Source organism: Streptomyces sp. JH14 (assembly GCF_029428675.1).
In the GTDB taxonomy this organism is placed as follows: Bacteria; Actinomycetota; Actinomycetes; order Streptomycetales; family Streptomycetaceae; genus Streptomyces.
The window spans coordinates 4555931-4581002 of the sequence record NZ_JAJNEL010000001.1 but is presented as its reverse complement, the minus strand read 5'-3'; the positions used below and the strand labels follow the sequence as shown (position 1 = coordinate 4581002).

The window sequence follows — 25072 nt, the reverse complement described above, 5'->3', positions numbered from 1 at the left end:
CCACCGTTCCTCAACTCACCTCCACGCCCCGCACGTTCACTCCCGTGTCGCACCTCCGACACCCGCCTGCATCCCCGATGCATCCCCCTGCATCCCCAACTCCCCCACGGAGGAAAGCAAGTGGAACGCACACCCGGCACCCGGCACCGCAGACGTCCCGTCCGCGCGATCCTCGGCTCCGCCATGGCCGTCGTCGCCGCCGGAGCGCTCACCGTCACCGGCCTCGTCAGCACCGCCGAGGCCGCCGACGTCAACGTCGCCAAGAACGCGGGCTTCGAGTCCGGACTCACCAACTGGACCTGCTCCAACGGCAGCGGCACCACCGTCTCCTCCCCCGTGCACGGCGGCAGCTCGGCCCTCAAGGCGAGCCCGGCCGGCCAGGACAACGCCCAGTGCACGCAGGCCGTGGCCGTGAAGCCGAACTCCACGTACGCGCTCAGCGGCTGGGTGCAGGGTGGATACACGTACATCGGCGCGACCGGCACCGGAACAACGGACGTGTCGACCTGGACGCCCGACGCAAGCAGCTGGACCAAGCTCTCCACCAGCTTCACGACCGGCCCGAACACCACCTCGGTGACCGTCTATCTCCACGGCTGGTACGGGCAGGCCCCCTACTTCGCCGACGACATCTCCGTGACCGGCCCCGACGGCGGAGGCGGCACCGACCCCGCACCGACGGTCCCCGCCACGCCGGGCGGTCTCGCGGTGGGGTCCGTGACCTCGTCCTCCGTGGCCCTGTCCTGGAACCCGGTGTCGGGCGCGACGGGCTACAACCTCTACCAGAACGGCACCAAGGTGCAGTCGGTGAGCGGAGCCTCGGCCACCGCCACGGGACTGGCCGCCTCGACCTCGTACTCCTTCCAGGTGTCCGCGACCAACGCGGCCGGTGAGTCCGCCAAGTCCTCGGCGGTGACCGGTACCACCTCGGCCACAGGCAGCGGAGGCGGCGGGACCGTGCCCAAGCACGCGGTGACCGGCTACTGGCAGAACTTCAACAACGGTGCCACGGTCCAGAAGATCAGCGATGTGCCGGCCAACTACGACATCATCGCGGTCTCCTTCGCCGACGCGACCGGCACGCCGGGCGGTGTCACCTTCAACCTCGACTCGGCCGGGCTCGGCGGCTACACCGTCGACCAGTTCAAGGCCGACATCAGGGCGAAGCAGGCGGCCGGCAAGTCCGTGATCATCTCGATCGGCGGCCAGAACGGCACCGTCTCGATCAACGACTCGACCTCCGCCACGAACTTCGCCAACTCCGTCTACTCGATGATGCAGACGTACGGCTTCGACGGCGTCGACATCGACCTGGAGAACGGCCTCAACTCCACGTACATGACCCAGGCGCTCAGGTCCCTCTCGTCGAAGGCGGGCTCCAAGCTCGTCATCACGATGGCGCCGCAGACCATCGACATGCAGTCGACGTCCGGCGAGTACTTCAAGACGGCGCTCAACATCAAGGACATCCTGACCGTCGTCAACATGCAGTACTACAACAGCGGTTCGATGCTCGGCTGTGACGGCAAGGTCTACTCGCAGGGCTCGGTGGACTTCCTCACCGCGCTCGCCTGCATCCAGCTGGAGGGCGGTCTCGCACCGGCCCAGGTCGGGCTCGGCGTGCCCGCGTCGACCAGTGGCGCCGGCAGCGGCTACGTCTCGCCGACGATCGTGAACAACGCCCTGGACTGCCTTGCCCGTGGCACGAACTGCGGATCGTTCAAGCCGTCGAAGACCTACCCGTCGCTGCGCGGCGCGATGACCTGGTCGACGAACTGGGACGCCAAGTCGGGCAACGCGTGGTCGAACGCGGTGGGCCCGCACGTGCACGGCCTGCCGTAGCCGGCGCGGGGGTGTACGGGTGCCCGGTGCGGCACCCGCACACCCTCCACCCCCCACCCCGTACATCCCGACCAGCAGCGCCGCCGCTCCCCCGGCGGCGCTGCTGCGTGCGAGCTATGGCGGCCACTTCTCGCGCATCCTCGAACAGGTCGCCACCGGCGAGGAGGTCGTGATCAGCAAGGCCGGCGAACCGGTGGCCAAGGTGGTTCCGCTACGTCCCAAGGTCAGGCGGACGGGGCGCGGCTCCTTGAAGGGTCGGATCCACCTCGCCGCCGACTTCGACGAGCTGCCCGACGAGATCGCCGGCGCCTTCGGGATGCAGTGATGCGGCTGCTTCTCGACACGCATGTGATCCTCTGGTGGCTCGACGACTCCTCCGAGCTCTCCGGGGAAGTCAAGGACCTGCTCGATACAGAACCGTCCGTGTACGTCAGCGCGGTCTCTGCCTGGGAGATCGCCATCAAGCAGTCACTCGGCAAACTGGACGGGCCGGAGGATCTGGCGGAACGGGTCCGGGACAGCCAGTTCACTCCGCTGCCGATCACCGCTGGGCATGGGGTGCGGGCGAGCAGGCTGCCGGCCCATCACCGGGATCCGTTCGACCGGATACTGGTCGCGCAGGCCCAGACCGAAGGAATGACGATCGTCACCCGGGACAAGTGGATCCCGCACTACGACGTCCCGGTCATGGACGTCCAGGGCCTGACGAGCCGCCGCCCGACGCAGCTCCCGACGTCTGCGAGGGCTGCCCCGTAGCCCTGACGGGACAACCCTCGGCCTCGCTCCGTACGTGGCGTTGGGCTAGATCACCAGGCTCAGCAGCGCCGCCACCGCGAAGCCCGCCACAGACAGGACCGTTTCCAGGACCGTCCAGGACTTCAGGGTGTCGCGCTCGGTGATGCCGAAGTACTTCGACACCATCCAGAAGCCGCCGTCGTTGACGTGCGAGGCGAAGATCGAACCCGCCGAGATCGCCATGATGATCAGTGCCAGGTGCGCCTGGGACATGCCCTGGCCCTCGACCAGCGGGACGACGATGCCGGCCGTGGTGACGATCGCGACCGTGGCCGAGCCCTGGGCGACGCGCAGGACGACGGAGATCAGCCAGGCCAGCAGGATGACCGGCAGGCCGACGTCGTTGAACGTGTCGGCGAGGGCGTCCGCGATGCCGCTGGCCTTCAGGACGGCGCCGAAGATGCCGCCCGCACCGACCACCAGCAGGATGTTGCCGACCGGCTTCAGCGAGGAAGTCGAGACCGATTCCAGGGACTTGCGGGACCAGCCGCGCCGGATGCCCAGCAGGTAGTACGCGAGGATCAGCGCGATCGTCAGGGCGACGAACGGGTTGCCGAAGAACTCGATGACCGAGCGGACCGTGGACGGGTCCAGGGCTATGGAGGAGAACGTCGCGGCGAGGATCAGCACCAGCGGGGTACCGATGATCGCCAGCACGGTGGCGAGCCCGACCGGCTCCTCGCGCGTGGCGACTCCGGCGGCGCGCTGCTCGGCGACGACCGCTGCCTTCGCCTCCTCGGCGGCGTCGACCATGTCCTGCGGGACCTCGACGAAGATCCGCTTTCCGATCCACGCGGCATAGCCCCAGGCCGCGAGCACGGACGGGATGCCGACGACGGCGCCCATCAGGATGATCCAGCCGAGGGAGACGTGGAAGAGGCCCGCGGCGGCGACCGGTCCCGGGTGCGGGGGCAGGAACGCGTGAGTCATGGAGAGGCCGGCCAGCAGCGGCATCGCGTACAGCAGGATCGATTTTCCGGACCGCTTCGTGGCGGCGTACACGATCGGCGCGAGGACGAAGATGCCGACGTCGAAGAAGACCGGGATACCGAAGATGAGGCCGGTCAGGCCCATGGCGAGCGGGGCGCGCCGCTCGCCGAAGAGATTCAGCAGCCGGGCGCTCAGCACCTCGGCACCGCCGGAGACTTCCAGGATCGCGCCGAGCATCGTACCGAGGCCGATGATGATCGCGACATGGCCGAGGATGCCGCCCATGCCGGACTCGATGACGGAGACGGCGGCGGATTTCTGCACCGTGCCGAAGAGCTCGGTGACGGAGAGGCCGGTGCCCAGGCCGACGGCTATGGAGACGGCGAGCAGCGCGACGAACGGCTGCAGCCTGATCTTGATGATCAGGAAGAGGAGGAGCGCGATACCGAGGGCGGCGACGGTCAGCAGACCGCCGGTGCCGTCGATCAGCAGGAGGAGTCCACCGGTGTGGGGTGGTATCTCGACCGGAGGTGGCGTGGCGGCGAGCAGCATGGGACGGCTCCGTGGTGGGGGGATCCTTCGGGCAGGGTGGAGCGCGGCACGGCGCCCCGGTCGTGCGGGGCGCCGTGCCGTACGGCGTGGTGGTGCGGTGCGGCAAGCGGATCAGCTGTGGACCGGCCGCCTCGTTCAGCTCAGGACGGCGAGCGCGTCGATCTCGATCAGCAGGCCCTTGGGGAGGCCGACGTAGACCGTCGTACGGGCGGCGGGGGCCTCCTTGAGGTTCTGCTCGCCGAAGTACGCGTTGTAGATCTCGTTCATCTCCGCGAAGTGGTCCACGTCCGTGAGGTAGACGCGCATCATCATCACGTCGTCCCAGCTCGCGCCGCCCTCCTCCAGGATCGCCTTGACGTTGGCGAACGTCTGGAGGGTCTGCTCACGCAGCGTCGGACCGGCCGGGGTCGGCGCCTGGCCCTCGACGGCGGGCAGGAAGCCGACCTGGCCGGCGACCTGGAGGATGTTCCCCTTCTTCACGCCGTGCGAGAACTTGGCGGGCGGGGTCGTGTGGGTGCTGGGGGTGAGCGCGGTCTTCTCGGTCATGACGGTTCAGGCCTTCTTGGGTTGGGGGGTGGGCGTGCCGGAGTACTCCCGGCTGATGGCGTCGGCGGTGCGGCGCACCAGCGGGAGCAGGGTGAGGAGTTCCTCGGCCGTGACGACGACGTTGGGTGCGGACACCGACATGGCGGCGACTACCCGGCCGTCCGCGCCGCGGATGGGGGCGCCGATGCAGTTGATGGACTCCTCGTGGCCGCCGAGATCGGTGGCCCAGCCCTGTTCGCGGACGGCGGCGAGCTCCTTGAGGAAGGCGCCGGCGTTCGGGATCGAACGGGACGTGTACATGGGGTAGTCGAGCTTCTCGGCGATCGCGCGCCGCTCGGGCTCGGCCAGATCGGCGAGCAGCAGCTTGGCGACGGCGGCGACCGTGATCGCGACGGGCTTGCCGACCCGGGAGTACATCCTGACCGGGTAGCGGCTCTCGACCTTGTCGATGTAGAGGACCTCGTGCTCCTCGTACACCGCGAGATGGACGGTGTGCCCGCACTGCTCGTTCAGCCCGACGAGGTGGGGGTGCGCGATCTCGCGTACGTCGAGATTCTCGACGGCCTCCTGCGCGAGGGCGAACAGTCGGGCGCCGAGGCGGTAGCGCTGGTCCTCCTGGCGGTAGACGAGCCCGTGCTCGTGGAGCGTACGGAGCAGGCGCAGCGCGGTGGACTTGTGCACACCGAGGCGGTCGGCGACCTGGCCGAGGTCGGCGGGGCCCTGGGCCAGGAGCGGGAGGATGCTCAGCGCGCGGTCGACGGTCTGGCTCATGTCGGTTGTACCTCCTGCGTGACCGGGGTCCGGGTGACCGGGGCCTGGCCGGCTGCCGTCCAGCCGGGGCCGAGACGCAGTCTCCCCCAGGCGTCGTCGTCGAGAGCGACGAGGCGGTCGGCATGTGCGCGGGAGGGAGGGGCGGTGAGGTCGCCGGGGACGGTGAGGACGGCGGCGGCCATGAGGTGGCCGTGCCGGGTGCGCTCGCGGACGGGGAGGTCGCGGAGGGTGGCGGAGAGGAAGCCGGCGGCGAAGGCGTCACCGGCGCCGACGGCCGCGACGACGTCCACGTGGAGCGCGGGCACGGTGGTGACGGTGTCGGGGGTGGCAGCGGCGGCGTCCTGGGCCTGCCCCCTGCCCGCCCCTTCCCGGCCCGGGGCTCCGCTCCCGGTGGCTTCGGCCCGTCCGGCGGTCGCGGACCGGGGTTCGGGGCCGGCCCCCGAGAAGACCGTAGCGCCGTCGCTGCCCCGCTTGACCACCAGCAGAGACGGCTCCGGCAGCGCCGCACGGATCGCGTCCGCACCGCACAGCCCCCACGCCTCCTGCGCCTCGTCCTCACCGACGAAGACCAGATCGGCGCGGCGCGCCAGGTCGAGCAGGACCTGCGGGCCGGCCTCGCTGCCGCGCCACAGTCCCGGACGGTAGTTCACGTCGAACGAGATCAGCGGGCGTCCCGGGCGGGGCTCGGTCAGGAAGTGGAGCAGGGACAGGCAGTCCTCGGACAGGGCCGCCGTGATGCCGGACAGGTGCAGGATGCGGCCGCGGAGCACGTCACCGGCCGGGACGTTCGCCGGGGACATCGCGGACGCCGCCGAACCGGCCCGGTAGTACGCGACCTCGTGCGTGTCCGTCGCCCGGTCGGCCGCCGTACGGAAGTAGATGCCCGTGGGGCGGGCCGGGTCCCGCCGGACGGCCGAGGTGTCCACTCCGTACGCGGAGATCGCCTCGACCAGATGGTCGCCGAAGCCGTCCGCCCCGACGCGGCCGACCCACTTCGCCCGGTGGCCCGCCGCCGCCAGCGCGCAGGCGACGTTGGACTCCGCGCCACCGATCGCGCGGCCGAAGGACGGCACGTCGGCGAGGCGGCCGGGCTGCGAGGGCAGGAACGTCACCATGGACTCGCCGAGGCAGACGACATCGCTGGCCGTGACGGCGTGGGCCGCCCCCGCTCCGGGTCCGGGCACACTGGGCTCCTCGCTGATCTGCGTGCAGCGCCGGCTCATCATTGACCCGGCGTCGGCTCGGATGTTAGACAGCGTTGAGCGATATGCGCAATGACTGTTGCATATGTTGCAACGCATACTTCTTGAGGAGGCTCCCTTGGCCGCCGACCACCCGGGCACCCCGGCTGAACCCACCGCACTCGCCGGACTCGCCGACGAACCGGTCGACCACCGTTTCAAGTCGCTCCCGCCCGACGCGGAGGGCCTGACCGTCGGAGCACTCGCCGCCGAACGCCGCAACCTCTTCACGGGCGGGTTCACCACCCCGGTCCTCGCCCTCTCCGCCGACTCCGTCGAGCACAACCTCGCTCTCCTGGAGACGTACGCGGAGCGCCACGGCCTCGCGTTCGCCCCGCACGGCAAGACCTCGATGTCCCCGCAGCTCTTCGCGGACCAGCTGAAGCGCGGCGCGTGGGGCATCACCGCGGCCGTGCCGCACCAGGCACGGGTCTACCGGGCGTACGGCATCCAGCGGATCTTCCTCGCCAACGAGGTCGTCGACGCGGTGGCCCTGCGCTGGCTCGCCCGCGAGCTGGAGGCCGACCCGGAGTTCCGCTTCGTCTGCTACGTGGACTCGGTACGCGGTGTCGAGCTGATGGACGAGGCCCTGCGCGCCGCGTCCGCCACGCGTGCGGTGGATGTCGTGGTGGAGCTGGGCGCGGGCGAGGGCGCGCGCACCGGTGCCCGTACCGAGGCCGACTGCACGGCCGTCGCCGACGCCGTCGCGGCGACGGAGACCCTGCGACTGGTGGGTGTCGCCGGCTACGAGGGCGAGGTGCCGAACGCGTCGCCCGAGCGCGTACGGGACTGGCTGCGCCGGCTCGTCGCTCTGGCGGCGGACCTCGACAAGGCGGGCCGGTTCGCCGGTGCGGACGAGATCCTGGTCAGCGCGGGTGGCAGCGCGTGGTTCGACGCGGTGGCCGACGTCTTCGCGGAGATTCCCGAACTCTCCGCCCCTGTGGTGAAGTTGCTGCGTTCCGGCGCGTACGTCTCGCACGACGACGGTCACTACCGGCGGATCACTCCGTTCAACCGGACGCCCGAGGAGGGGGCACTGCAGCCGGCCTTCCGGCTGTGGGCGCAGGTCGTGTCGCGTCCCTCAGCCGAGCAGGCGTTCCTCAACGCGGGGAAGCGGGATGCGGCGTACGACCTCGACCTGCCCGAGGCGCAGGTGATCCGGTCGGGGCGGGACGGCTCGGTGCGGCAGGCGTCGGGAGTCACGGTCACGGGGCTGTCCGACCAGCACACGTGGGTGCGGACCGAGGCGGGCGCGGAGCTGGAGGTCGGCGACTGGGTGGGGATGGGGCTTTCGCATCCGTGCACGAGCTTCGACAAGTGGCAGTTGATTCCGCTGGTCGAGGCGGACGGCACGGTCACGGACTACATCCGCACGTTCTTCTGATCCCTGCGGGGCAGATTCCCCGCCCCGCCCCTTCCCGTGACCGGGGCTCCGCCCCGGGGGCAGCGCCCCCGGGGCGGGAGGGCGGGGCGGGGAACGCGCACCGCCTGAAAGGCAACCCACCATGGACCTGGTCGTCCGCAACGCCACCGTCATCGACGGCACCGGCACCCCCTCCTACCGTGCCGATGTCGCGATCGACGACGCCCGGATCGCCGAGATCCACCCCAGCGGTGCCCCCGGCCCCCGCCCCACCGCCACCCGCACCCTCGACGCCACCGGGCTCGCCCTCGCCCCCGGCTTCATCGACATGCACGCCCACAGCGACCTCGCCCTCCTCCGGGACCCGGATCACAGCGCGAAGGCCGCCCAGGGCGTCACGCTCGAAGTCCTGGGCCAGGACGGCCTGTCGTACGCCCCGGTCGACGACCGCACCCTCGCCGAGGTGCGGAAGGCGATCACCGGCTGGAACGGCGACGGTTCGGACCTCGACCTCGACTGGCGCACCGTCGGCGAGTACCTGGACCGCCTCGACCGCAACTTCGGCGGCCAGGGCATCGCGGTCAACGCCGCGTACCTCATCCCGCAGGGAACGGTCCGCATGTACGCGGTCGGCTGGGACGACCGCCCCGCCACCGACGCCGAGCTGACCCGGATGAAGGAGCTCGTCGCCCAGGGCATGGCGGAGGGCGCGGTCGGCATGTCGTCCGGCCTCACCTACACCCCCGGCATGTACGCCAAGGACGCCGAACTCACCGAACTGTGCCGGGTCGTGGCCGAGCACGGCGGCTACTACTGCCCGCACCACCGCTCGTACGGTGCGGGCGCCCTCGCCGCGTACGAGGAGATGATCCAGCTCACCCGGGACGCCGGCTGCCCCCTCCATCTCGCCCACGCCACCATGAACTTCGGCGTCAACAAGGGCAGGGCTCCCGAACTGATCGGCCTCCTGGACGACGCCCTCGCGGCCGGCGCCGACATCTCCCTCGACACGTACCCCTACACCCCCGGCTCCACGACGCTCGTCGCGATGCTGCCGAGCTGGGCGAGCGAGGGCGGCCCGGAGTCGATCCTCACGCGTCTCGCGGGCGAGGCGACGGCCGAACGAATCCGGCACCACCTGGAGGAGCTCGGCTCGGACGGCTGCCACGGCGTGCCGATCGAGTGGGACACGATCGAGATCTCCGGCGTCAGCGTGCCGGAGCTGGCCGAACATGTCGGCCGTACGGTCGCCGAGTCCGCGCGGCTGCGCGGCGAGGAGCCGTGGGTCACCGCCCGCCGCCTGCTCCTCGACGACCGGCTCGGCACGACGATCCTCCAGCACGTGGGCCACGAGGAGAACGTCCGGCAGATCATGCGTCACCGCGTCCACACGGGCGGCAGCGACGGCATCCTCCAGGGCGACAAGCCGCACCCCCGCGCGTACGGCACGTTCCCGCAGTATCTCGGCCGTTACGTACGGGAGTTGGGCATCCTCTCGCTGGAGGAGTGCGTCGCCCACCTCACCTCGCGCCCGGCGGCGCGGCTGCGCCTGGCCGACCGGGGGTACGTCCGCGAGGGCTACCGCGCCGACCTCGTCCTCTTCGACCCGCAGACGGTCGCGGCGGGCTCGACGTTCGAGAACCCGCGTACATTGCCGGTGGGCATCCCGCACGTGCTGATCGACGGCCGCTTCGTAATCGAGGACGGCAGGCGGACGTCCGTACTGGCGGGGCGGGCGGTCCGGTCGACGCCGTAGCCCTCCATTGAGGGGTACCGATCGACCGACGGCCGTCCGGTTCGAGGAGTTGCTCGCTCCGGCCCAGGCGGCCGACAGGTATCCGCCCGAACTCGAGGGAACGCCGCTCGACGAGTGGCCGCATGCGGTGGACCGGCGTGTACGTCGTCCTGTACACCGACCCCACGCCGACCCGCCTGGGGATCTCCGGGCGACCGGCGATCGTGGGCCGCGCCGCACACGCGCTTGTGCTGTGTGCCTGACATGTGACGTCAGCTCCTGGAGCCCGGATCCGTTCAACTGCCAACCGGTTGGCGCTCGAGCGTGTCCGCGGCGGAGCCGGTGCGGTGCATGCGCTGCCAGCCCAGGCGGTTGCCGAGGAGCGCCGTCACCACCGACTGGACCACGACCAGATACATCAGTTGCCGGTACACAAAGATCTGGAGCGGAAGGCTCCACAGCGGTTCGAACTTCTCCCGGTCGAGCCGCAGCGCGTACACCGCGCTGAAGACCTGGACGGCGGTGAATCCAAGCCACACCAGGCCCGCCTGCCCCGCGGACTGGAACAGGAGACCGTACAGGGCGAACACATCGACCAGCGGGGCCAGCAGCGGCAGCAGCGTCTGGAAGAGCGCCAGATAGGTCAGCCCTCGCCGGCCCAGCTTGCCCGCAGGACCCCGTTCGACCAGGGCCCTGCGGTGCTTCCACATCGCCTGAAGCGTCCCGTAGCACCAGCGGTAGCGCTGCTTCCAGAGCTGGCGCACGGACGCGGGCGCCTCGGTCCACGCGACGGCCGACTCCTCGTAGACCACCCGCCAGCCGGTCCGGCAGAGAGCCATCGTGAGGTCGGTGTCCTCGGCGAGCGTGTCCTCGCTGACCCCGCCGACGCCCATCAGCGCGTCCCGGCGGAAGGCTCCGATCGCGCCGGGCACAGTCGGCATGCACTCCATGACATCGAACATCCGACGGTCGAGATTGAAGCCGATGACGTACTCGAGATGCTGCCAGCGGCCCAGGACACCCTGCCTGTTACCGACCTTCGTATTGCCGCTGACCGCGCCGACGCGCGGATCGGCGAGCGGCTGGATCAGATTGCGAATCGCCTCGGGCTCGAAGACCGTGTCGCCGTCGATCATGACCACAATGTCGAAATGGGCCCAGGCCAGGCCGGTGTTCAGAGCGCTCGCCTTGCCGGCGTTGGGCTGGCGGACCACCATCACCCGAGAGTCGGGTATCGACTCGGCGATTTCGTACGTACGGTCGCTGGAACCGTCGTCCACCACGATGACCTGGACGTACTCATGGGTGGACGCCAGCAGCGAACGCACGGTCGCCTCGATGCCCGCCTCCTCGTTGTACGCGGGGACGATCACCGAGACCGGCTCGGTCAGGGGTGGCAGACGCTGCGCACCCCGGCGCCTGCTCCGCTTCGCGCGTACGCGCAGCACATGCATCCGCGCGACGGTCAGCAGCAGGACGAGCCGCAGCACGGTGATCGCGCCGGCGACGGCGAGCAGCCAGGTCATCGCATCGGTGAAGGCCCGGGAGACCTGCTGGGCCAGGACGACCGCCCTGCCCTTCCAGTAGGTCGGTCCGGACACCTCGTACATGGCCGTGGGCCGGCCCAGGCCCATACTGACGGTCGTGTATGCGGGTGCGCCGGCCGCTTTCCGGAACAGCTCGGCCGTCTCCGTCACCGCCTCGGCCGAGCCGCTGAACTGGCGTACGGCGCCCTGCTTCGGTTCGCGTCCGGCGCCGTCCGCGGCCACCAGGACATAGCCGTCGATGATGGCGCGCCGCCCGGCCTCCCACTGCTCGCCGCAGAAGCTCGCCGTGGTCGTCGTGTGGGGCAGGCGCAGCAGCGGAGTGCCGATGCCCGCGGTGCCGGCCAGGGTGTTCTGGGCGAGGGAGAGTTCGAGTCCGGCGCGGATCCCGGAGACGGAGCCGAGGTCGGCATCGGTGTAGGTGTGCGAACCGATCTCGTGACCCTCGTCCTTGATCCGCCGTACGAGCTCGGGATGGGCGGTGGCCTCGGTGCCGGTGAGGAAGAAGGTCGCCTTGGCGTGGTGCGCACGCAACAGGTCGAGCAGGCGTGGGGTCCAGGCAGGGTTCGGGCCGCCGTCATAGGTGAGGGCGACCGTGCCGGGCGGCATCTTCGAGCTGCGGACTCCCCCGGTCTTCGGATCCAGTTGGACCACGGGCCCGCCGGAGAAGATGTCCGCCGGCCCGGGGGTGGCGCAGGCGGTGGAGCCCCGGCCGGGGCCCGGGGTCGGGGCTATCTCGTGGCGGCCGTATCCGCTGAACAGCAGGGCTGTCGCCGCGGCTGCCAGCGTGAGGGAGAGCAGCACCCAGTGGGCTCGGGGTTCGCGACGCTGCGCGTGCCGGGTCACGGGCGGTTCCCCTTGTTGGTGGCCGCGGGGGCCGGCGTGCCGTGACCGTGGTTGCCGTCCGATTTACCTGGCGCGGATGTCGCGCTCGCGCTCGGTGCCGGGGCGGGCGCCGAGCTGCCGACCGTCGCGTCGGAGGAGCTGGGTGCGGGACCGCCGGACTTGGCTTCAGGACTCCGGGAAGCGGTGACCGGGTCGACGGACGCCTTGCGGCGGGAGGCGTCCGTCGACGAGGGCGAGGGCGAGGGCTCGGCCCGCGCGGGCGGCTTCTCGCCGCCGCTCCCGTCCCAGGGCAATGGGCCGCCCACCGGGCCGGAACCGAACAGTCCGGCGACGACGACGCCGACGAAAAGCAGACACACGACACCGATCAGTGCTGCCGCGTACCTCATCCGACGCCCACGACGCCCGGAGGCGTCGACGAAGACCGCGCTGTGCTGACCGCTGGGGTGACTCATGGCCGTGGATTGTACGGAGCGCAGCCCTCCGGCCGAAAACCGACTCCGATACCGCCACATATTGCCGGATCGTGTGCGTTTCTCTACGGCTTGGGCAGAGTGCACCCGGCCAGGTTGAGGTCGATCTTGCTCGCGGTACCGATGCACGGCACGATGCCGTACGTCTCCTGGGCGTAGTTGATGCCCTGGCGGACCGTCACATTGCCGTTCTCATCGACCTCGCACGGGTTGTTGTCCGTGCACCGCTGCCCGTCCTCGTTACCGGTGTTGTTGACGGCGACGACCTTGCCGGTCGCGTTGTCGATCACCGGGGAGCCGGACGTGCCGCCGATGGTCTGGCAGGCGGAGGTGTAGCGGACGGAGTCCTTCCAGGTCCACTCGCCCTCCTCGAGGCGGTAGACGAAGCCGTCGACGCTGCAGCTGTACGTGCGTTTCCAGTAGCCGGAGACGACCGTGATCGCGGTGCCCTGGACCGGGTGCGCGGCGTTGAGCTCCAACGCCTTGATGCCGTAGGTGCTCTCGATCTGGGCGTAGGTGCGGGTGAGTTGGTACAGCGAGATGTCGGTGTCGGTCATCGTCCCGTACGCGATCTTGCTGGCGCGCAGGGTGCCGACGCCGCTGCCCGCCGCGTTCAGCAGGGTGAAGCTGCGGGAGGACGACCGGTTGAGGACGACCTCGCCCGGCCCCGGGAAGCCGGTCTCCATGCAGTGCCCGTTGGAGAGCACGAGGGCCGGGTCGGACGGCAGCGAGCCGGGTGCACGGACGACGGAGCCGGAGCAGTTGCTGAGCGCGACTGTCCCGGCGAAGTTGACGGCCTTGGCCTTGACCGCCTGCGGCGCTGCGGCCCTGGTGGTGGGCGCGGCCGCGTCGTGGCTCGTGGCCGCGACCGCGGGGGCCGTTCCCGCTCCGAGGAGCAGAACAGCAAGGAGTGCGCCGACGAGAGGCTTTTTCATGTGGGGGTCCCCTCTGTGACCTCTGCGACCGAAGGGTTCCTTCGGTTTTGTCATGCGCATTGTTAGGGGCGCGCCCCTGCCGGGCAAGAGCCTGTTTTCGGCCTGAGGGCTGTCCCGTCATCCCTGGTGGATCAGCGCGCGGCGTCGGATGCGGTGCATCGCAAGGCGGAGGGGCGTCCTCATACCGGTTGTATTCGGGCGTTCCGACAACGCGGCGAAATGCCGTAGCTGTCGCCGTGCGCCCGCCAGGGATTAAGGGAGAGCCCTTAGGGTCGTCGCATGGTGCAGAGCAGGGCTGAAGATGTCGACGGCTACCTGGCCGAGATCCCGCAGGAACGCCGCGAGGCCCTGACCAGGCTGCGGCAGATGTGCCGTCAGGAACTGAAGGGCTACGTCGAGAAGACGGCGTACGGGATGCCCGCCTACGAGCGGGACGGCGTCGGCGAGATCGCCTTCGCCAGCCAGAAGAACTACATCTCCCTCTACCTGATGCGCTCCGACGTCCGCGACGCGTTCGAGGAAAGGCTGGCAGGACAGGACATGGGCAAGGGCTGCCTGCGCTTCCGCAAGCCGGAGACCATCGACTTCGACCTGGTGCGCGACCTGCTGGGGGCCACCGCCGCCGGGCCGGGCACGGTCTGCTGACGGACCGTCCGGTCAGCGGCACGCCGGGACGGAATCCGGTGCCGGAGTCCCGGCCGGGGCGCCGAAGCGGGCCAGGCAGTGCCAGACCATCTTCAGCGACTGCGTCTCGTAGCGGCCCGTGCGGGCGGCGTCCCCGATGATCCGCGGATCGAGCACGCCGCCCTGCGCGATCTCCGCGCCGAGAGCGACGAACTCCTGCCCCCGGTAGTCCGGATGGCGGCGCAGCTCGTCCACCGTCAGCCGGAATCCGGCGTGCCACTCCGTGGGGCACGGCAGCCGGCGGGCCGCGGCCTCGACGTCGGTGCCCCGGTAGCCCGGATCGAGGACCAGGGCTTCCATGTCGCGGTCCAGCACGACAGGACCGTGCACCTGCGCCTCGATGTAGTCGTTGAGCGCGTCCTGGGTGTCGGCCTCGGCCAGCTCGATGAGCCGCATACGGGCCGCGACGCCGAAGTCCGACGGTTCGGCGGCGCTGTCCGGGTAGCAGAAGGTGGCACGCCGCAGGGCTGCCGCGGACAGCCGGAAGTGCGCGGAACCAAACCGCGGGGCGGCGCCGACTCCCTTGCCGCGGAAGTTCAACGCCCCGTACACCGGCCGCTGTTCACCGGGCATGGCGTCGTACGCACCGCCGAAGATCCGGCTCTCCCAGCGCCACCGGTCACCGCCGGGGTACGCCGTCAGACCGCCGTTGCCGGTGCCGGTGACGAACTGCGAGCGGTAGACGCCGTCCTCGGCCAGCGCGACCAGGATCGGGCGGTCCCCCGCCATGCGGTCGGGGTGGAAGTTCAGGGTGAGCGGCAGGGCGGGGTCGAGCGGCGGTCCCGAGGACAGCGAGGCGACATGGTGCAGTGCGCGCGCCTGGGCCGACGAGACGTCGAGGTCGGTCACCGGTGCAGTCTGCCGGAAGGCGATCCGCCGTCGCACGCGGATTGTGCGGCGCGCCGCGCCCGTGGCAGCCCGCCGCCCCGATTGCGTACGGTCGGACCATGACCACCGACAGCGCCCGCGCTCTCGACCTCGACGCGTACGCCGCCCGCATCGGCTGGACCGGTGAGCGCCGCCCCACCGCGGAGGCGCTGCGCTCCGTGCACCGCGCCCACGCGCTGGGCATCCCGTTCGAGAACCTGGACCCCGTGCTCGGCAGTGCCCCCTCGCTCGCGCTCGCGGATCTGGAGGCGAAGCTCGTACGCAGTGAGCGCGGCGGGTACTGCTACGAGCAGAACACCCTCCTCGCCGCCGCGCTGACCGCGCTCGGTTTCCGGATCACGCTGCTCTGCGCGCGCGTGCTGCTGGGAGCCGCGCCCGGGGACGTACGGCCGCGCACCCACATGCTCATCCGGGCCGAGGTGCCGGGCGAGCCGACCCCGTATCTCGCCGATGTCGGATTCGGTGCGAACACGTCGCTGCTGGAGCCGATCCCGCTGGTGGCGGACGTGGAACTGCACGACGCCCCGCGCCGTCACCGGCTCGTGCACGCGCCGTACGACGGCCCGCTGGAGCTGTGGAAGCTGCAGGCCAAGGGCGCGGGCGGGGAGTGGGAGGACCAGTACGCGTTCACGCTGGAGCCGTTCGAGGCGCCGGACTACGAGGTCATCAACTGGCACATCGCGACCAACCCGCGCTCCCCGTTCCAGCACCGGCCGTACGTCCAGCGCACCACCCCGGACGCGCATCTCGCACTGATGGGCCGCAGGCTCGTGGAAACGGCGGCCGACGGCACGCGCAAGGAGCGTGAGCTGGCGGACGGCGACGAGGTGCTGCGGGTCCTCGCGGCCGACTTCGGCATCCGGCTCCCGGAGGGCGCCCGCCTGCCGGACTGAACGTGCCGGTCGGCGGCGGGCCGAGGCCGCGCCCCGTCGGGACCGCCGCCCGCCCGGCCGGACGGCTCGTTCTCCGGTGATCGGCCAACCGGTCGGGGCCCCGGCCGCGGCCACCACCCCCTCACGTGGCGCATCTCACCGGTCCGGTCCGCCACACCCCCATTCCAAGCCCCTCCCCGCCCATGACCGGCGTTCCCACTGTCCAGGGGCGGGGCGGGCATGGCGATGGAAGACGGGGCAGGCACGCGGCGCGACCCGGGTGGGTCAACCTGCGGGCGAACCCCGCGCAGCCGGTGAAACACCGCCGTAAGCTCGCAGACATGCAGGTGATCCAGTCCACGAAGCTCGCCAACGTCTGTTACGAAATCCGGGGCCCCGTGCTCGAGGAGGCGATGCGGCTGGAAACAGCCGGGCACCGCATCCTCAAGCTGAACACCGGCAACCCTGCCGCGTTCGGGTTCGAGTGCCCGCCCGAGATTCTCGAGGACATACTGCGCAACCTCTCCGGGGCGCACGGTTACGGCGACGCGAAGGGGCTGCTGTCCGCCCGTCGCGGGGTGATGCAGCACTACCAGACCAAGGGCATCGACCTCGATGTCGAGGACATCTACCTGGGCAACGGCGTCTCCGAACTGATCCAGATGTCGATGCAGGCGCTGCTCGACGACGGCGACGAGGTGCTCGTGCCCGCGCCGGACTACCCGCTGTGGACCGCCTCCGTGTCGCTGGCCGGAGGTACGGCCGTGCACTACCGGTGCGACGAGCAGGCCGACTGGATGCCGGATCTCGCCGACATCGAGCGCAAGATCACCGACCGCACCAAGGCGATCGTGATCATCAACCCGAACAATCCGACGGGCGCGGTCTACGACGACGCGATGCTGCTCGAGCTGACGGAGATCGCCCGCCGGCACAACCTGGTCGTCTGCTCCGACGAGATCTACGACCGGATCCTGTACGACGGCGCCACGCACACACCGACCGCGGCCATTGCGCCCGATCTGATGGTGCTGACGTTCAACGGGCTCTCCAAGAACTACCGGGTGGCCGGCTACCGGTCGGGCTGGCTCGCGGTCTGCGGCCCGAAGGCCCACGCCGCCTCGTACATCGAGGGGCTGACGATCCTCGCCAATATGCGGCTCTGCGCCAATATGCCGTCGCAGTACGCGGTGGCCACGGCGCTCGGCGGGCGGCAGTCGATCGACGACCTGGTGCTGCCGGGCGGCCGGATCCTGGAGCAGCGGGACGTCGCGTACGACCTGCTGACGCAGATCCCGGGGATCACGTGCGTGAAGCCGAAGGGGGCCCTGTATCTCTTCCCCCGGCTCGACCCCAAGGTCTACAAGATCAAGGACGACCGGCAGATGGTCCTCGACCTGCTGCGGGCCGAGAAGATCATGGTCGTGCAGGGTACGGGGTTCAACTGGCCGGAACCCGATCACTTCCGGATCGTGACGCTGCCGTCGACCAAGGATCTGACGGACGCGGTCGGCCGGATCGGGAACTTCCTGGACGGGTACAGCCAACCCTGACCAGGGCGGCGGCGCGCACTTTCGGATCACAGACAACTTTAGACTGAATCCAAGCTAGGATGGTCCCAGGCAACACCAGGAGGCCATCCATGTACGAACCGATCCGCACCAAATCGGTCCACACACCGGCCGACCACGCCGACGACTTCCCGCACCGTTCCCGCGAGGAGGAGCTGGACATCCAGCTCGCCGGACACCTGGCCGCGCTCCTCGCGGTCACCGACGAGCTCGGTCTCGGCGAGGCGGGCGACCGTATCGCCGGCCAGGTCGCCAGACTGCGCGGCACGCCGCCCGCCCGGCACGCCGGCCGGACCGGCGCACCCGCACTCGCGCTCCACCGCCGTGCCCATGCCCTCGCGGGCCGCGCACTGGTGGTGGCCGCGTCCCGCGCCGACACGACGGCCGCGATCCTCGCGGCCGAACAGATGGACACGCACACGGCGGCGGTCACCGCTGCCACCACCCCCAACGCGCCCACCGGCCCCGTCCGGCTGGTCGGCGCCCTCTGACGGCCCCGGTCCGCGGGCCGCCAAGGCGCGTGGACCGGGCGCCAACCACCTGCGGCGCTCACGGGGCCGAGCCGGCCCCCGGGCCGGTCCGGCTCGTGGCGGGAGACGTCGCAAGCGCGGCGCCGGCAGGCGCGTGCGACGGGGGCCGGTTCCATGGCCCCCTGGTTCTCCGTACCGCGGCTCCCCGCGCGTACCGAGGAAGGGAGCGCCGCCCCGAACGGCGTCACGGCGAGCATCACGATGACGGTGTTCCGGGGCGCCCCGCGACGTTCGGTGGCGCACCGTGGACCGCCACGCGATCGACACACCGAAGAGAACCGGCCGTTCCCGTTGCGTACTGGGATGCGCACTTCACCTTCCGTCCACCCAACTCCGCCCGGAATGTGGGTTTCCGCGAGCACCCTGCTTCCGTGAGACGCATCGTGGGAATCGTCCTGGCGGTGCTGCTGATCGGCGGAGTGGCAGCAGCCGTCGCAGCAGGCCGCAACAGCAGGGACACGAGCACGGCAACGAAGACCGTGCGTGGAGTGATCGGATCGGAGAAGGCGGAGTTCTTCGCCGATCCCGAAGTGGTGAAGGCCCTTGCCGCCAGGGGATTCACCGTGAAGACGGAGACGTCCGGATCCTGGGCCATGGATCAACTGTCCCTGAAGGGCTACGACTTCGCCTTCCCCGGCTCGAAGGCACCCGCCGACGAACTGCAGCGCAGGTCCACCGTCAAGGGCGGGCCGATCCGGCCCTTCTACTCGCCGCTCGTCGTCGTCGCACACCGCAGCGCCGCACAGGTGCTGGCGGACAACGGGCTGGCGGCGCTGAGCAACAGGTCCAGCGGGAAGCTGCTCATGGCCCCGTATCTGAAGGCCGCGCAGGCGGACCGGACCTGGCAGCAACTCAAAGGGGCTCAGAAACACACCGAGTTGACCGGCACGGTGTTCATCGCGAGCACCGACCCCGTCGCGTCCAACTCCGGCGCGCTCTACCTTGCCGCCGCCTCGTACGTCGCCGACGGCGGCCGGGTCGCCGCCGACAAGGCCGCGATCGACCGCACCGCACCGCTGCTGAAGAAGCTGATCCGGGTGCAGGGGGCACAACAGACGAGCAGTGACGCGCCGTTCCGCGACTTCATCAGCGGAGTCGGCAACCCGCTGGTCCTGGTGTACGAGTCGCAGGTCGCCTCACTGCTCCTGCAGAACCAGCAGCAGGAACTCGGGGATCTCGTCGTCCTCTACCCCGACACCACCGTCTCCAGCGACCACACCCTCGTACCGCTGACCGACTCGGGACGGCAGCTCGGTGAGCTGCTCTCCACCGACCCCGGACTGCGCAAGCTGGCCGTGCGCCACGGCTTCCGGCCCCAGGGCGCGGCGGCCGAGTTCATCGCCGCGACCGCCGGCCACACCGACTACATCGACCAACAGCTGACCGGGATCCGCCAGGCGCCCGTGCCCACCGCAACGGTGCTGCGCACGATGGCCCAGCGGACCCGCGGCTGACGACATACGCCTTCCGGGAGACCTCACCCATGACCGAAGCCGAGCCGCAGCCGCTCGTCCTCACCCCGCCCGAACCCGTCGCCCCCGTCCGCACCGAACAGGCCGCCGGACTCGTCCCGGTCGACGACGCCGTCCGTACGGAGATGACGCGGCGCGCCACCGAGTACGTCGGCGGTCTCGCCGGCCTCGACGCCCGCTCCCCCGAGTTCACCACCAGGATCGGGGAGATCGCCGCCCTCGGGCAGGGCGACATCCGCAGCGCCGCGCAGCAGTCCAACCGGATGCTGGACCGCACGGTCCGCGAGCTCTCCGCCGGGCGCTCCGGGGACGCCGACGCGCAGTCGCGGGTCGGCGCCTCGCTCGTCGAACTGCGCCGCACCGTCGAGGACCTCGACCCGCGCGACACCCCCGGCCGCGGCGCCCGCCGGCTGCTGGCGAAACTGCCCGGCGGCAACCGGCTCCGCGACCATGTCGCGAAGTACGCGTCCGCTCAGTCCACCCTCAACAGGATCGTGGGCTCGCTCCGCGGCGGCCAGGACGAACTGCGCCGCGACAACGCGGCCCTCCACACCGAGCGCACCCGGCTCTGGGAGACGATGGGCAAACTCCAGGAGTACGTGGTCCTCACCGAGGCCCTGGACGGCGCCGTCGAGCAGCGCATCCGCGCGACGGAGACCGCCGACCCCGCGCAGGCGGACGCGTTGCGGGCCGATGTGCTGTTCCCCGTACGGCAGAAGCACCAGGATCTGCTGACCCAGCTCGCAGTCTGCGCGCAGGGGTATCTGGCCATGGACGTCGTACGCCGCAACAACGAGGAGCTGATCAGGGGCGCCGACCGGGCCGCGACCACGACCGTGTCCGCGCTGCGGATCGCCGTGATGCTGGCGTCGGCGCTGGAGAGCCAGCGCAAGGTCACGGAGCAGGTGCAGGTGCTGCGCTCCACGACCGAGGACCTCATCCGCGGCAATGCGGAGATGCTCGCCACGCAGAGCGGGGAGATCCAGCGGATCGCCGCCGATCCGGCGGTGGGCGCCGAGACGCTGCGGACGGCGTTCCAGCAGATCTACCGGACGCTGGACGCGATCGACACGTACAAGGTGCAGGCGACCGAGTCGATGGCGGCGACCGTCGAATCACTGACCGCCGAACTCCAGCAGGCGAGCACCCACTTGGCGCGCAGCCGGTCCGCCGGGGTGCTCGAGGGCGGCGGTCTCGGATGACGGGCCGGCCGAGAGGGCTGCGGCGCCGGCTCTCGCGCACACTGGCGTCGCTGCTGGCCGCCGCGGTCCTCGGACCGGTCGCGGCATGTTCGGCGGCGGACGGTCCCGCGGTGTCCGGCAAGAAGGACGACGGCGCCCCCCGCACCGGGACACTGCGCGTGCTCGCGTCCAGTGAACTCGCCGACATGAAAACCTTGTTGGAGCAGGCACGGCGGGCGACCGGGATCACGGTCCGGCCCACCTGGACCGGGACGCTCGACGCCGTCCGGCAGCTGGGGTCCGGAGAGGCGGACGGGGCGTACGACGCGGTGTGGCTGTCGTCCGACGACTATCTGCGGCTTCACCCCGACGCGGCGAAGCGGATCACCTCCGAAACCCCGCTGATGGCTTCACCGGTCGCCCTCGGCGTCAAGCCGTCGGTGGTGGAGCGGCTGGGCTGGAACCCGTCGGACGTCACCTGGTCGCAGGTGCACCGGGCGGTCGCCGAAGGACGGCTGACGTACGGGATGACCGACCCGGACCGCTCCAACTCCGGCTTCTCCGCCCTGGTTTCGGTGGCTTCGGCCCTGTCCGGCGCCCAGTCCGCGCTGACCGACGCCGACGTCCGCAAGGCAAGCGGGAAACTGAAGGAATTCTTCGGCGGGCAGCGGCTGACCTCCGGGTCGTCCGGCTGGCTGGCCACCGCGTACGCCCGGCGCGGCACCGTCGACGCGCTGATCAACTACGAGTCCGTACTGCTCTCCCTCAACCGGGACAGCCACACCGGACTGACCGTGATCCGCCCGCGCGACGGCGTGGTGACGGCCGACTACCCGCTGAGCCTGCTCGCCTCCGCCTCGCCCGAAGCGAAGGATTCGGTGCGCGCCCTGACCTCGTACTTCCGCTCCCCCGCCGTGCAGCAGCAGCTGACCCGGGAGACATTCCGCCGTCCGGTCGTCGCCTCCGTGCGGCCGGCGTCGCCGCTCGCCGCCGAGCCCCGCCGGGAACTTCCGTTCCCCGGCACGCGATCCGTCGCGGACGGGCTGCTCCACAGCTACGAGAACAAGCTCCGGCGGCCCTCACGCACCGTGTACGTCCTGGACACGTCCGGGTCGATGCGGGGCGAACGGCTGCGGAAGCTGAAGGCGGCGCTGACCGGGCTGACCGGGGACTTCCGGGAACGGGAGGAGGTCACCCTGTTGCCGTTCGGGTCGTCGGTGAAGCGGGCGCGCACCCATACGGTCGATCCCGCCGATCCGCAGGCCGGGCTCGCGGCCATCAAGGCGGACACCGCCGCCCTGACCGCGAGCGGCGAGACCGCGATCTTCTCGAGCCTGGAGTCGGCCTACGACCGGCTGGGGCCGGACACCGAGTCCGCGTTCACGTCGATCGTCCTGATGACCGACGGCGAGAACACGACGGGCCACTCGGCCGACGACTTCACCGCCTTCTACCGCTCGCTCCCCGTGGCGCGCCGTGTCACCCCCGTCTTCCCGGTCGTCTTCGGCGACTCGGACCGTGCGGAACTGGACGCGATCGCCACCCTGACCGGCGGGCGGCTCTTCGACGCGACGAAGGACCGGGGGCCGGGCTCCCTGGACGGGGCATTCGAGGAGATCCGTGGCTACCAGTAGAGCGCCGGGCCGGGTCATGGCGTACATCGAGTCCCGCAAGAACCTGACGGGGAGCGCCTGCGGGATCGTCGGGCTCGCCCTCACCTTCACCGGACTCGCGGGCGCGTACTGGCCGGTGGTGATCGCCGGACTGTATGCCGCGGGCGCGCTGATCGCTCCGCCCGAGCGGCTGCCCGCCCCCGAGTTCCCCGACCCGTCGTCCCGGCTGGCTTCGCTGCGGACCGACTTCGCGACCCTGCGGGAGTATCTGGGCGGGGTGGACCTGCCGCCCGCCGCGTCCGGGCGACTGGTCGAGCTGACGGAACTTCTGGAAGGGCTGCTCGCACCCGGCTGGGTCTCCGAAGCCCTCGCCACCGACCCGGAAGGAATCCACGCCCTGGCGCGCGCCGTCCACCAGGACATCCCGGAGTCCGTCGACACCTACCTGCGCACCCGCTGGTGGACACGGCTCACACCGGGCACCGAGCCGCCCGAGCGCGCCCTCGAACAGCAACTGTCCCTGCTGCACCGGGAGGCTGAGTCGCTGGCCGCGGGACTGCGGGAGGCCGAGGCGCGCAGGCAGCAGACGCACACGCGGTATCTGGAGGACCGGGGACGGTCGGACCGGGGCGGCATGTGAAGGAACGGTGAAGCGCTGCAAAGGTGTTGTGCGCAGGCATCTGGCGATGCGTGGACGTTCCTGATAAAAGGGCCGGGAAAGGGCGGCCCCCGGAACCGTAAGGGGATTCCGGGGGCCGTACCGCAGCGGGCCGTTGACCCCACAGGTCAGGATGGATGTCGGGAGGCCCGGCCGCGGAGTGTGCGGGGGCGCACTCCAGGAGTGCGCCCCGGTGGGTGTCAGCCCAGGCGCTGGACCAGCGCGCGGTACTCGTCCCACAGCTCCTTCGGCGTGTGGTCACCGAAGGTGTTGAGGTGCTCGGGGACCAGCGCCGCCTCCTCGCGCCAGACCTCCTTGTCGACCGTGAGCAGGAAGTCCACCTCGGACTCGGACAGGTCCAGGCCGTTGGTGTCCAGGGCGCCCTTGGCGGGCAGGATGCCGATCGGCGTCTCGACGCCCTCGGCCTTGCCCTCCAGACGCTCGACGATCCACTTCAGGACACGGCTGTTCTCGCCGAAGCCCGGCCACACGAACTTGCCCGCCTCGTTCTTGCGGAACCAGTTCACGTAGTAGATCTTCGGCAGCTTGGACTGGTCGGGCTTGTCGGCGCCGACCTTGATCCAGTGGTTCATGTAGTCGCCCATGTTGTAGCCGCAGAACGGCAGCATGGCGAACGGGTCGCGGCGCAGCTCGCCGACCTTGCCCTCGGCGGCGGCGGTCTTCTCGGAGGCCACGTTGGCACCGAGGAAGACACCGTGCTGCCAGTCGAAGGACTCGGTGACCAGCGGAACGGCCGAGGCGCGGCGGCCACCGAAGAGGATCGCCGAGATCGGCACGCCCTTCGGGTCCTCCCACTCCGGCGCGATGATCGGGCACTGCCCGGCCGGCACGGTGAAGCGGGCGTTGGGGTGGGCGGCGGGCGTGTCGGACGCGGGCGTCCAGTCGTTGCCCTTCCAGTCCGTGAGGTGGGCGGGGGCCGTCTCGGTCATGCCCTCCCACCACACGTCGCCGTCGTCGGTCAGCGCGACGTTCGTGAAGACGGAGTTGCCCCACATCGTCTTCATGGCATTGGCGTTGGTGTGCTCGCCGGTACCGGGCGCGACACCGAAGAAGCCGGCCTCCGGGTTGATCGCGTAGAGGCGGCCGTCCTCACCGAACCGCATCCAGGCGATGTCGTCGCCGATGGTCTCGACGGTCCAGCCGGAGATCGTGGGCTCCAGCATGGCGAGGTTGGTCTTCCCGCAGGCGCTCGGGAACGCGGCGGCGACGTACTTCGACTCACCCTGCGGCGGCGTGAGCTTGAGGATCAGCATGTGCTCGGCGAGCCAGCCCTCGTCGCGGGCCATCACCGACGCGATGCGGAGCGCGTAGCACTTCTTGCCCAGCAGCGCATTGCCGCCGTAGCCCGATCCGTACGACCAGATCTCGCGGTCCTCGGGGAAGTGCGAAATGTACTTGGTGGAGTTGCACGGCCACGGAACGTCCTCCTGGCCCTCGGCCAGGGGCGCGCCCAGCGTGTGGACGGCCTTGACGAAGAAGCCGTCGGTGCCGAGCTCGTCGAGGACGGCCTGGCCCATGCGCGTCATCGTGCGCATCGACACCGCGACGTAGGCGGAGTCGGTGATCTCGACGCCGATCGCGGAGAGCGGCGAGCCGACGGGGCCCATGCAGAACGGCACGACGTACATCGTGCGACCGCGCATGGAACCGCGGAAGACACCGTTCTCACCGGTGAATATCTCCCGCATCTCGGCGGGGGCCTTCCAGTGGTTCGTCGGGCCCGCGTCCTCCTCCTTCTCGGAGCAGATGAACGTGCGGTCCTCGACCCGGGCGACATCGGTCGGGTCGGAAGCGGCGTAGTAGGAGTTCGGCCGCTTCGTCTCGTCGAGCTTGATGAACGTGCCGTTGGCCACGAGTTCCCCGCACAGGCGCTCGTACTCGGCCTCGGAACCGTCGCACCAGACCACCCGGTCCGGCTCGGTGATAGCTGCGATCTCGTTCACCCAGGAGACGAGCTCCTGGTGCTGGGTGGGAACAGTGAGGGGAGCCGCGATGTCGCGCGCCACGAT

21 protein-coding genes and 1 pseudogene are annotated in these 25072 nt (G+C 70.5%); 13 read left to right on the top strand and 9 right to left on the bottom strand.

The annotated features are described in order from the left end of the window. Positions 1-120 precede the first annotated feature (120 nt). The 3 genes and pseudogenes from LRD69_RS20805 to LRD69_RS20795 all read left to right on the top strand — a co-directional run. The gene (locus LRD69_RS20805) at positions 121-1842 is read left to right on the top strand and encodes a glycoside hydrolase family 18 protein (protein ID WP_346771917.1); all 1722 of its coding nucleotides are present in this window, start codon (positions 121-123) and stop codon (positions 1840-1842) included. 100 nt (positions 1843-1942) lie between these two features. After that, complete coding sequence (locus LRD69_RS20800) at positions 1943-2167, top strand: type II toxin-antitoxin system prevent-host-death family antitoxin (RefSeq protein ID WP_277329811.1); 225 nt, start codon at positions 1943-1945, stop codon at positions 2165-2167. Further along, positions 2167-2538 (top strand): annotated as a pseudogene (locus LRD69_RS20795) (type II toxin-antitoxin system VapC family toxin); the annotation flags it as partial. The gene LRD69_RS20800 and the pseudogene LRD69_RS20795, both read left to right, overlap by 1 nt. A 105-nt stretch (positions 2539-2643) precedes the next feature. Here LRD69_RS20795 and LRD69_RS20790 read toward each other — a convergent pair. The 4 genes from LRD69_RS20790 to LRD69_RS20775 all read right to left on the bottom strand — a co-directional run bounded on the left by LRD69_RS20790 (position 2644) and on the right by LRD69_RS20775 (position 6620). Continuing rightward, positions 2644-4119: a gluconate:H+ symporter gene (locus LRD69_RS20790; RefSeq protein ID WP_277328059.1), complete on the bottom strand. Its 1476-nt coding sequence runs from the start codon at positions 4117-4119 to the stop codon at positions 2644-2646. A gap of 135 nt (positions 4120-4254) precedes the next feature. After that, positions 4255-4665: a RidA family protein gene (locus tag LRD69_RS20785; protein ID WP_277328058.1), complete on the bottom strand. Its 411-nt coding sequence runs from the start codon at positions 4663-4665 to the stop codon at positions 4255-4257. A gap of 6 nt (positions 4666-4671) precedes the next feature. After that, positions 4672-5436: an IclR family transcriptional regulator gene (locus LRD69_RS20780; protein ID WP_277328057.1), complete on the bottom strand. Its 765-nt coding sequence runs from the start codon at positions 5434-5436 to the stop codon at positions 4672-4674. After that, on the bottom strand, positions 5433-6620 hold the full coding sequence (locus LRD69_RS20775) for a sugar kinase (RefSeq protein ID WP_277328056.1): 1188 nt from the start codon (positions 6618-6620) through the stop codon (positions 5433-5435). The genes LRD69_RS20780 and LRD69_RS20775 overlap by 4 nt, the downstream gene beginning before the upstream one ends. Positions 6621-6756: 136 nt before the next feature. On the opposite strand from LRD69_RS20775, the gene LRD69_RS20770 reads away from it, so the two are divergent. Next, positions 6757-8061: an alanine racemase gene (locus tag LRD69_RS20770; protein ID WP_277328055.1), complete on the top strand. Its 1305-nt coding sequence runs from the start codon at positions 6757-6759 to the stop codon at positions 8059-8061. A 121-nt stretch (positions 8062-8182) separates the two neighbouring features. Next, entirely contained in the window at positions 8183-9796 is a 1614-nt protein-coding gene (locus tag LRD69_RS20765; RefSeq protein ID WP_346771916.1) for a D-aminoacylase, read from the top strand. A gap of 275 nt (positions 9797-10071) precedes the next feature. On the opposite strand, the gene LRD69_RS20760 is transcribed toward LRD69_RS20765, so the two are convergent. The 3 genes from LRD69_RS20760 to LRD69_RS20750 form a co-directional block, all read right to left on the bottom strand. Beyond that, positions 10072-12165 carry a glycosyltransferase gene (locus tag LRD69_RS20760; protein WP_277328054.1) on the bottom strand — a complete coding sequence of 698 codons (2094 nt, stop codon included), beginning with the start codon at positions 12163-12165 and terminating at the stop codon, positions 10072-10074. Continuing rightward, positions 12162-12620, bottom strand: a complete 459-nt coding sequence (locus LRD69_RS20755) for a hypothetical protein (protein WP_277328053.1) — start codon at positions 12618-12620, stop codon at positions 12162-12164. The genes LRD69_RS20760 and LRD69_RS20755 overlap by 4 nt, the downstream gene beginning before the upstream one ends. Before the next feature lie 83 nt (positions 12621-12703). Beyond that, on the bottom strand, positions 12704-13573 hold the full coding sequence (locus tag LRD69_RS20750) for a serine protease (RefSeq protein ID WP_277328052.1): 870 nt from the start codon (positions 13571-13573) through the stop codon (positions 12704-12706). Between the two features lie 279 nt (positions 13574-13852). Here LRD69_RS20750 and LRD69_RS20745 point away from each other — a divergent pair, with 279 nt between their 5' ends. Further along, positions 13853-14218 (top strand): DUF1801 domain-containing protein, encoded by a 366-nt coding sequence (locus LRD69_RS20745; RefSeq protein WP_277328051.1) that lies wholly within the window; start codon positions 13853-13855, stop codon positions 14216-14218. Between the two features lie 12 nt (positions 14219-14230). Here the strand turns inward: LRD69_RS20745 and LRD69_RS20740 are convergent, their stop codons facing one another. Further along, complete coding sequence (locus tag LRD69_RS20740) at positions 14231-15106, bottom strand: DUF3626 domain-containing protein (protein ID WP_277328050.1); 876 nt, start codon at positions 15104-15106, stop codon at positions 14231-14233. 98 nt (positions 15107-15204) lie between these two features. On the opposite strand from LRD69_RS20740, the gene LRD69_RS20735 reads away from it, so the two are divergent. From LRD69_RS20735 to LRD69_RS20705, 7 genes are all read left to right on the top strand, one after another. Next, the gene (locus LRD69_RS20735; RefSeq protein WP_277328049.1) at positions 15205-16038 is read left to right on the top strand and encodes an arylamine N-acetyltransferase; all 834 of its coding nucleotides are present in this window, start codon (positions 15205-15207) and stop codon (positions 16036-16038) included. Between the two features lie 320 nt (positions 16039-16358). Then, entirely contained in the window at positions 16359-17570 is a 1212-nt protein-coding gene (locus LRD69_RS20730; protein ID WP_277328048.1) for a pyridoxal phosphate-dependent aminotransferase, read from the top strand. 89 nt (positions 17571-17659) lie between these two features. Further along, a complete protein-coding gene (locus LRD69_RS20725; protein WP_277328047.1) occupies positions 17660-18079 on the top strand; it encodes a hypothetical protein in 420 nt (139 codons plus the stop codon). Positions 18080-18462: 383 nt separating this feature from the next. Continuing rightward, positions 18463-19572 (top strand): substrate-binding domain-containing protein, encoded by a 1110-nt coding sequence (locus LRD69_RS20720; protein ID WP_277328046.1) that lies wholly within the window; start codon positions 18463-18465, stop codon positions 19570-19572. Between the two features lie 29 nt (positions 19573-19601). Further along, on the top strand, positions 19602-20792 hold the full coding sequence (locus LRD69_RS20715) for a toxic anion resistance protein (protein ID WP_277328045.1): 1191 nt from the start codon (positions 19602-19604) through the stop codon (positions 20790-20792). Then, complete coding sequence (locus tag LRD69_RS20710; RefSeq protein WP_277328044.1) at positions 20789-22405, top strand: substrate-binding and VWA domain-containing protein; 1617 nt, start codon at positions 20789-20791, stop codon at positions 22403-22405. The genes LRD69_RS20715 and LRD69_RS20710 overlap by 4 nt, the downstream gene beginning before the upstream one ends. A gap of 16 nt (positions 22406-22421) precedes the next feature. After that, positions 22422-23024, top strand: coding sequence for a hypothetical protein (locus LRD69_RS20705; RefSeq protein ID WP_277329810.1), 603 nt, complete (start codon positions 22422-22424; stop codon positions 23022-23024). 218 nt (positions 23025-23242) lie between these two features. On the opposite strand, the gene LRD69_RS20700 is transcribed toward LRD69_RS20705, so the two are convergent. Beyond that, positions 23243-25069, bottom strand: a complete 1827-nt coding sequence (locus LRD69_RS20700) for a phosphoenolpyruvate carboxykinase (GTP) (RefSeq protein ID WP_277328043.1) — start codon at positions 25067-25069, stop codon at positions 23243-23245. Between the last annotated feature and the right edge of the window lie 3 nt (positions 25070-25072).

Coding starts and splice junctions, on each gene's coding strand:
- LRD69_RS20790 (WP_277328059.1), bottom strand. CDS start 4,119: ATGCTGCTCGCCGCCACGCCACCTCCGGTCGAGATACCACCCCACACC.
- LRD69_RS20785 (WP_277328058.1), bottom strand. CDS start 4,665: ATGACCGAGAAGACCGCGCTCACCCCCAGCACCCACACGACCCCGCCC.
- LRD69_RS20780 (WP_277328057.1), bottom strand. CDS start 5,436: ATGAGCCAGACCGTCGACCGCGCGCTGAGCATCCTCCCGCTCCTGGCC.
- LRD69_RS20765 (WP_346771916.1), top strand. CDS start 8,183: ATGGACCTGGTCGTCCGCAACGCCACCGTCATCGACGGCACCGGCACC.
- LRD69_RS20755 (WP_277328053.1), bottom strand. CDS start 12,620: ATGAGTCACCCCAGCGGTCAGCACAGCGCGGTCTTCGTCGACGCCTCC.
- LRD69_RS20750 (WP_277328052.1), bottom strand. CDS start 13,573: ATGAAAAAGCCTCTCGTCGGCGCACTCCTTGCTGTTCTGCTCCTCGGA.
- LRD69_RS20745 (WP_277328051.1), top strand. CDS start 13,853: ATGGTGCAGAGCAGGGCTGAAGATGTCGACGGCTACCTGGCCGAGATC.
- LRD69_RS20735 (WP_277328049.1), top strand. CDS start 15,205: ATGACCACCGACAGCGCCCGCGCTCTCGACCTCGACGCGTACGCCGCC.
- LRD69_RS20730 (WP_277328048.1), top strand. CDS start 16,359: ATGCAGGTGATCCAGTCCACGAAGCTCGCCAACGTCTGTTACGAAATC.
- LRD69_RS20725 (WP_277328047.1), top strand. CDS start 17,660: ATGTACGAACCGATCCGCACCAAATCGGTCCACACACCGGCCGACCAC.
- LRD69_RS20715 (WP_277328045.1), top strand. CDS start 19,602: ATGACCGAAGCCGAGCCGCAGCCGCTCGTCCTCACCCCGCCCGAACCC.
- LRD69_RS20710 (WP_277328044.1), top strand. CDS start 20,789: ATGACGGGCCGGCCGAGAGGGCTGCGGCGCCGGCTCTCGCGCACACTG.
- LRD69_RS20705 (WP_277329810.1), top strand. CDS start 22,422: ATGGCGTACATCGAGTCCCGCAAGAACCTGACGGGGAGCGCCTGCGGG.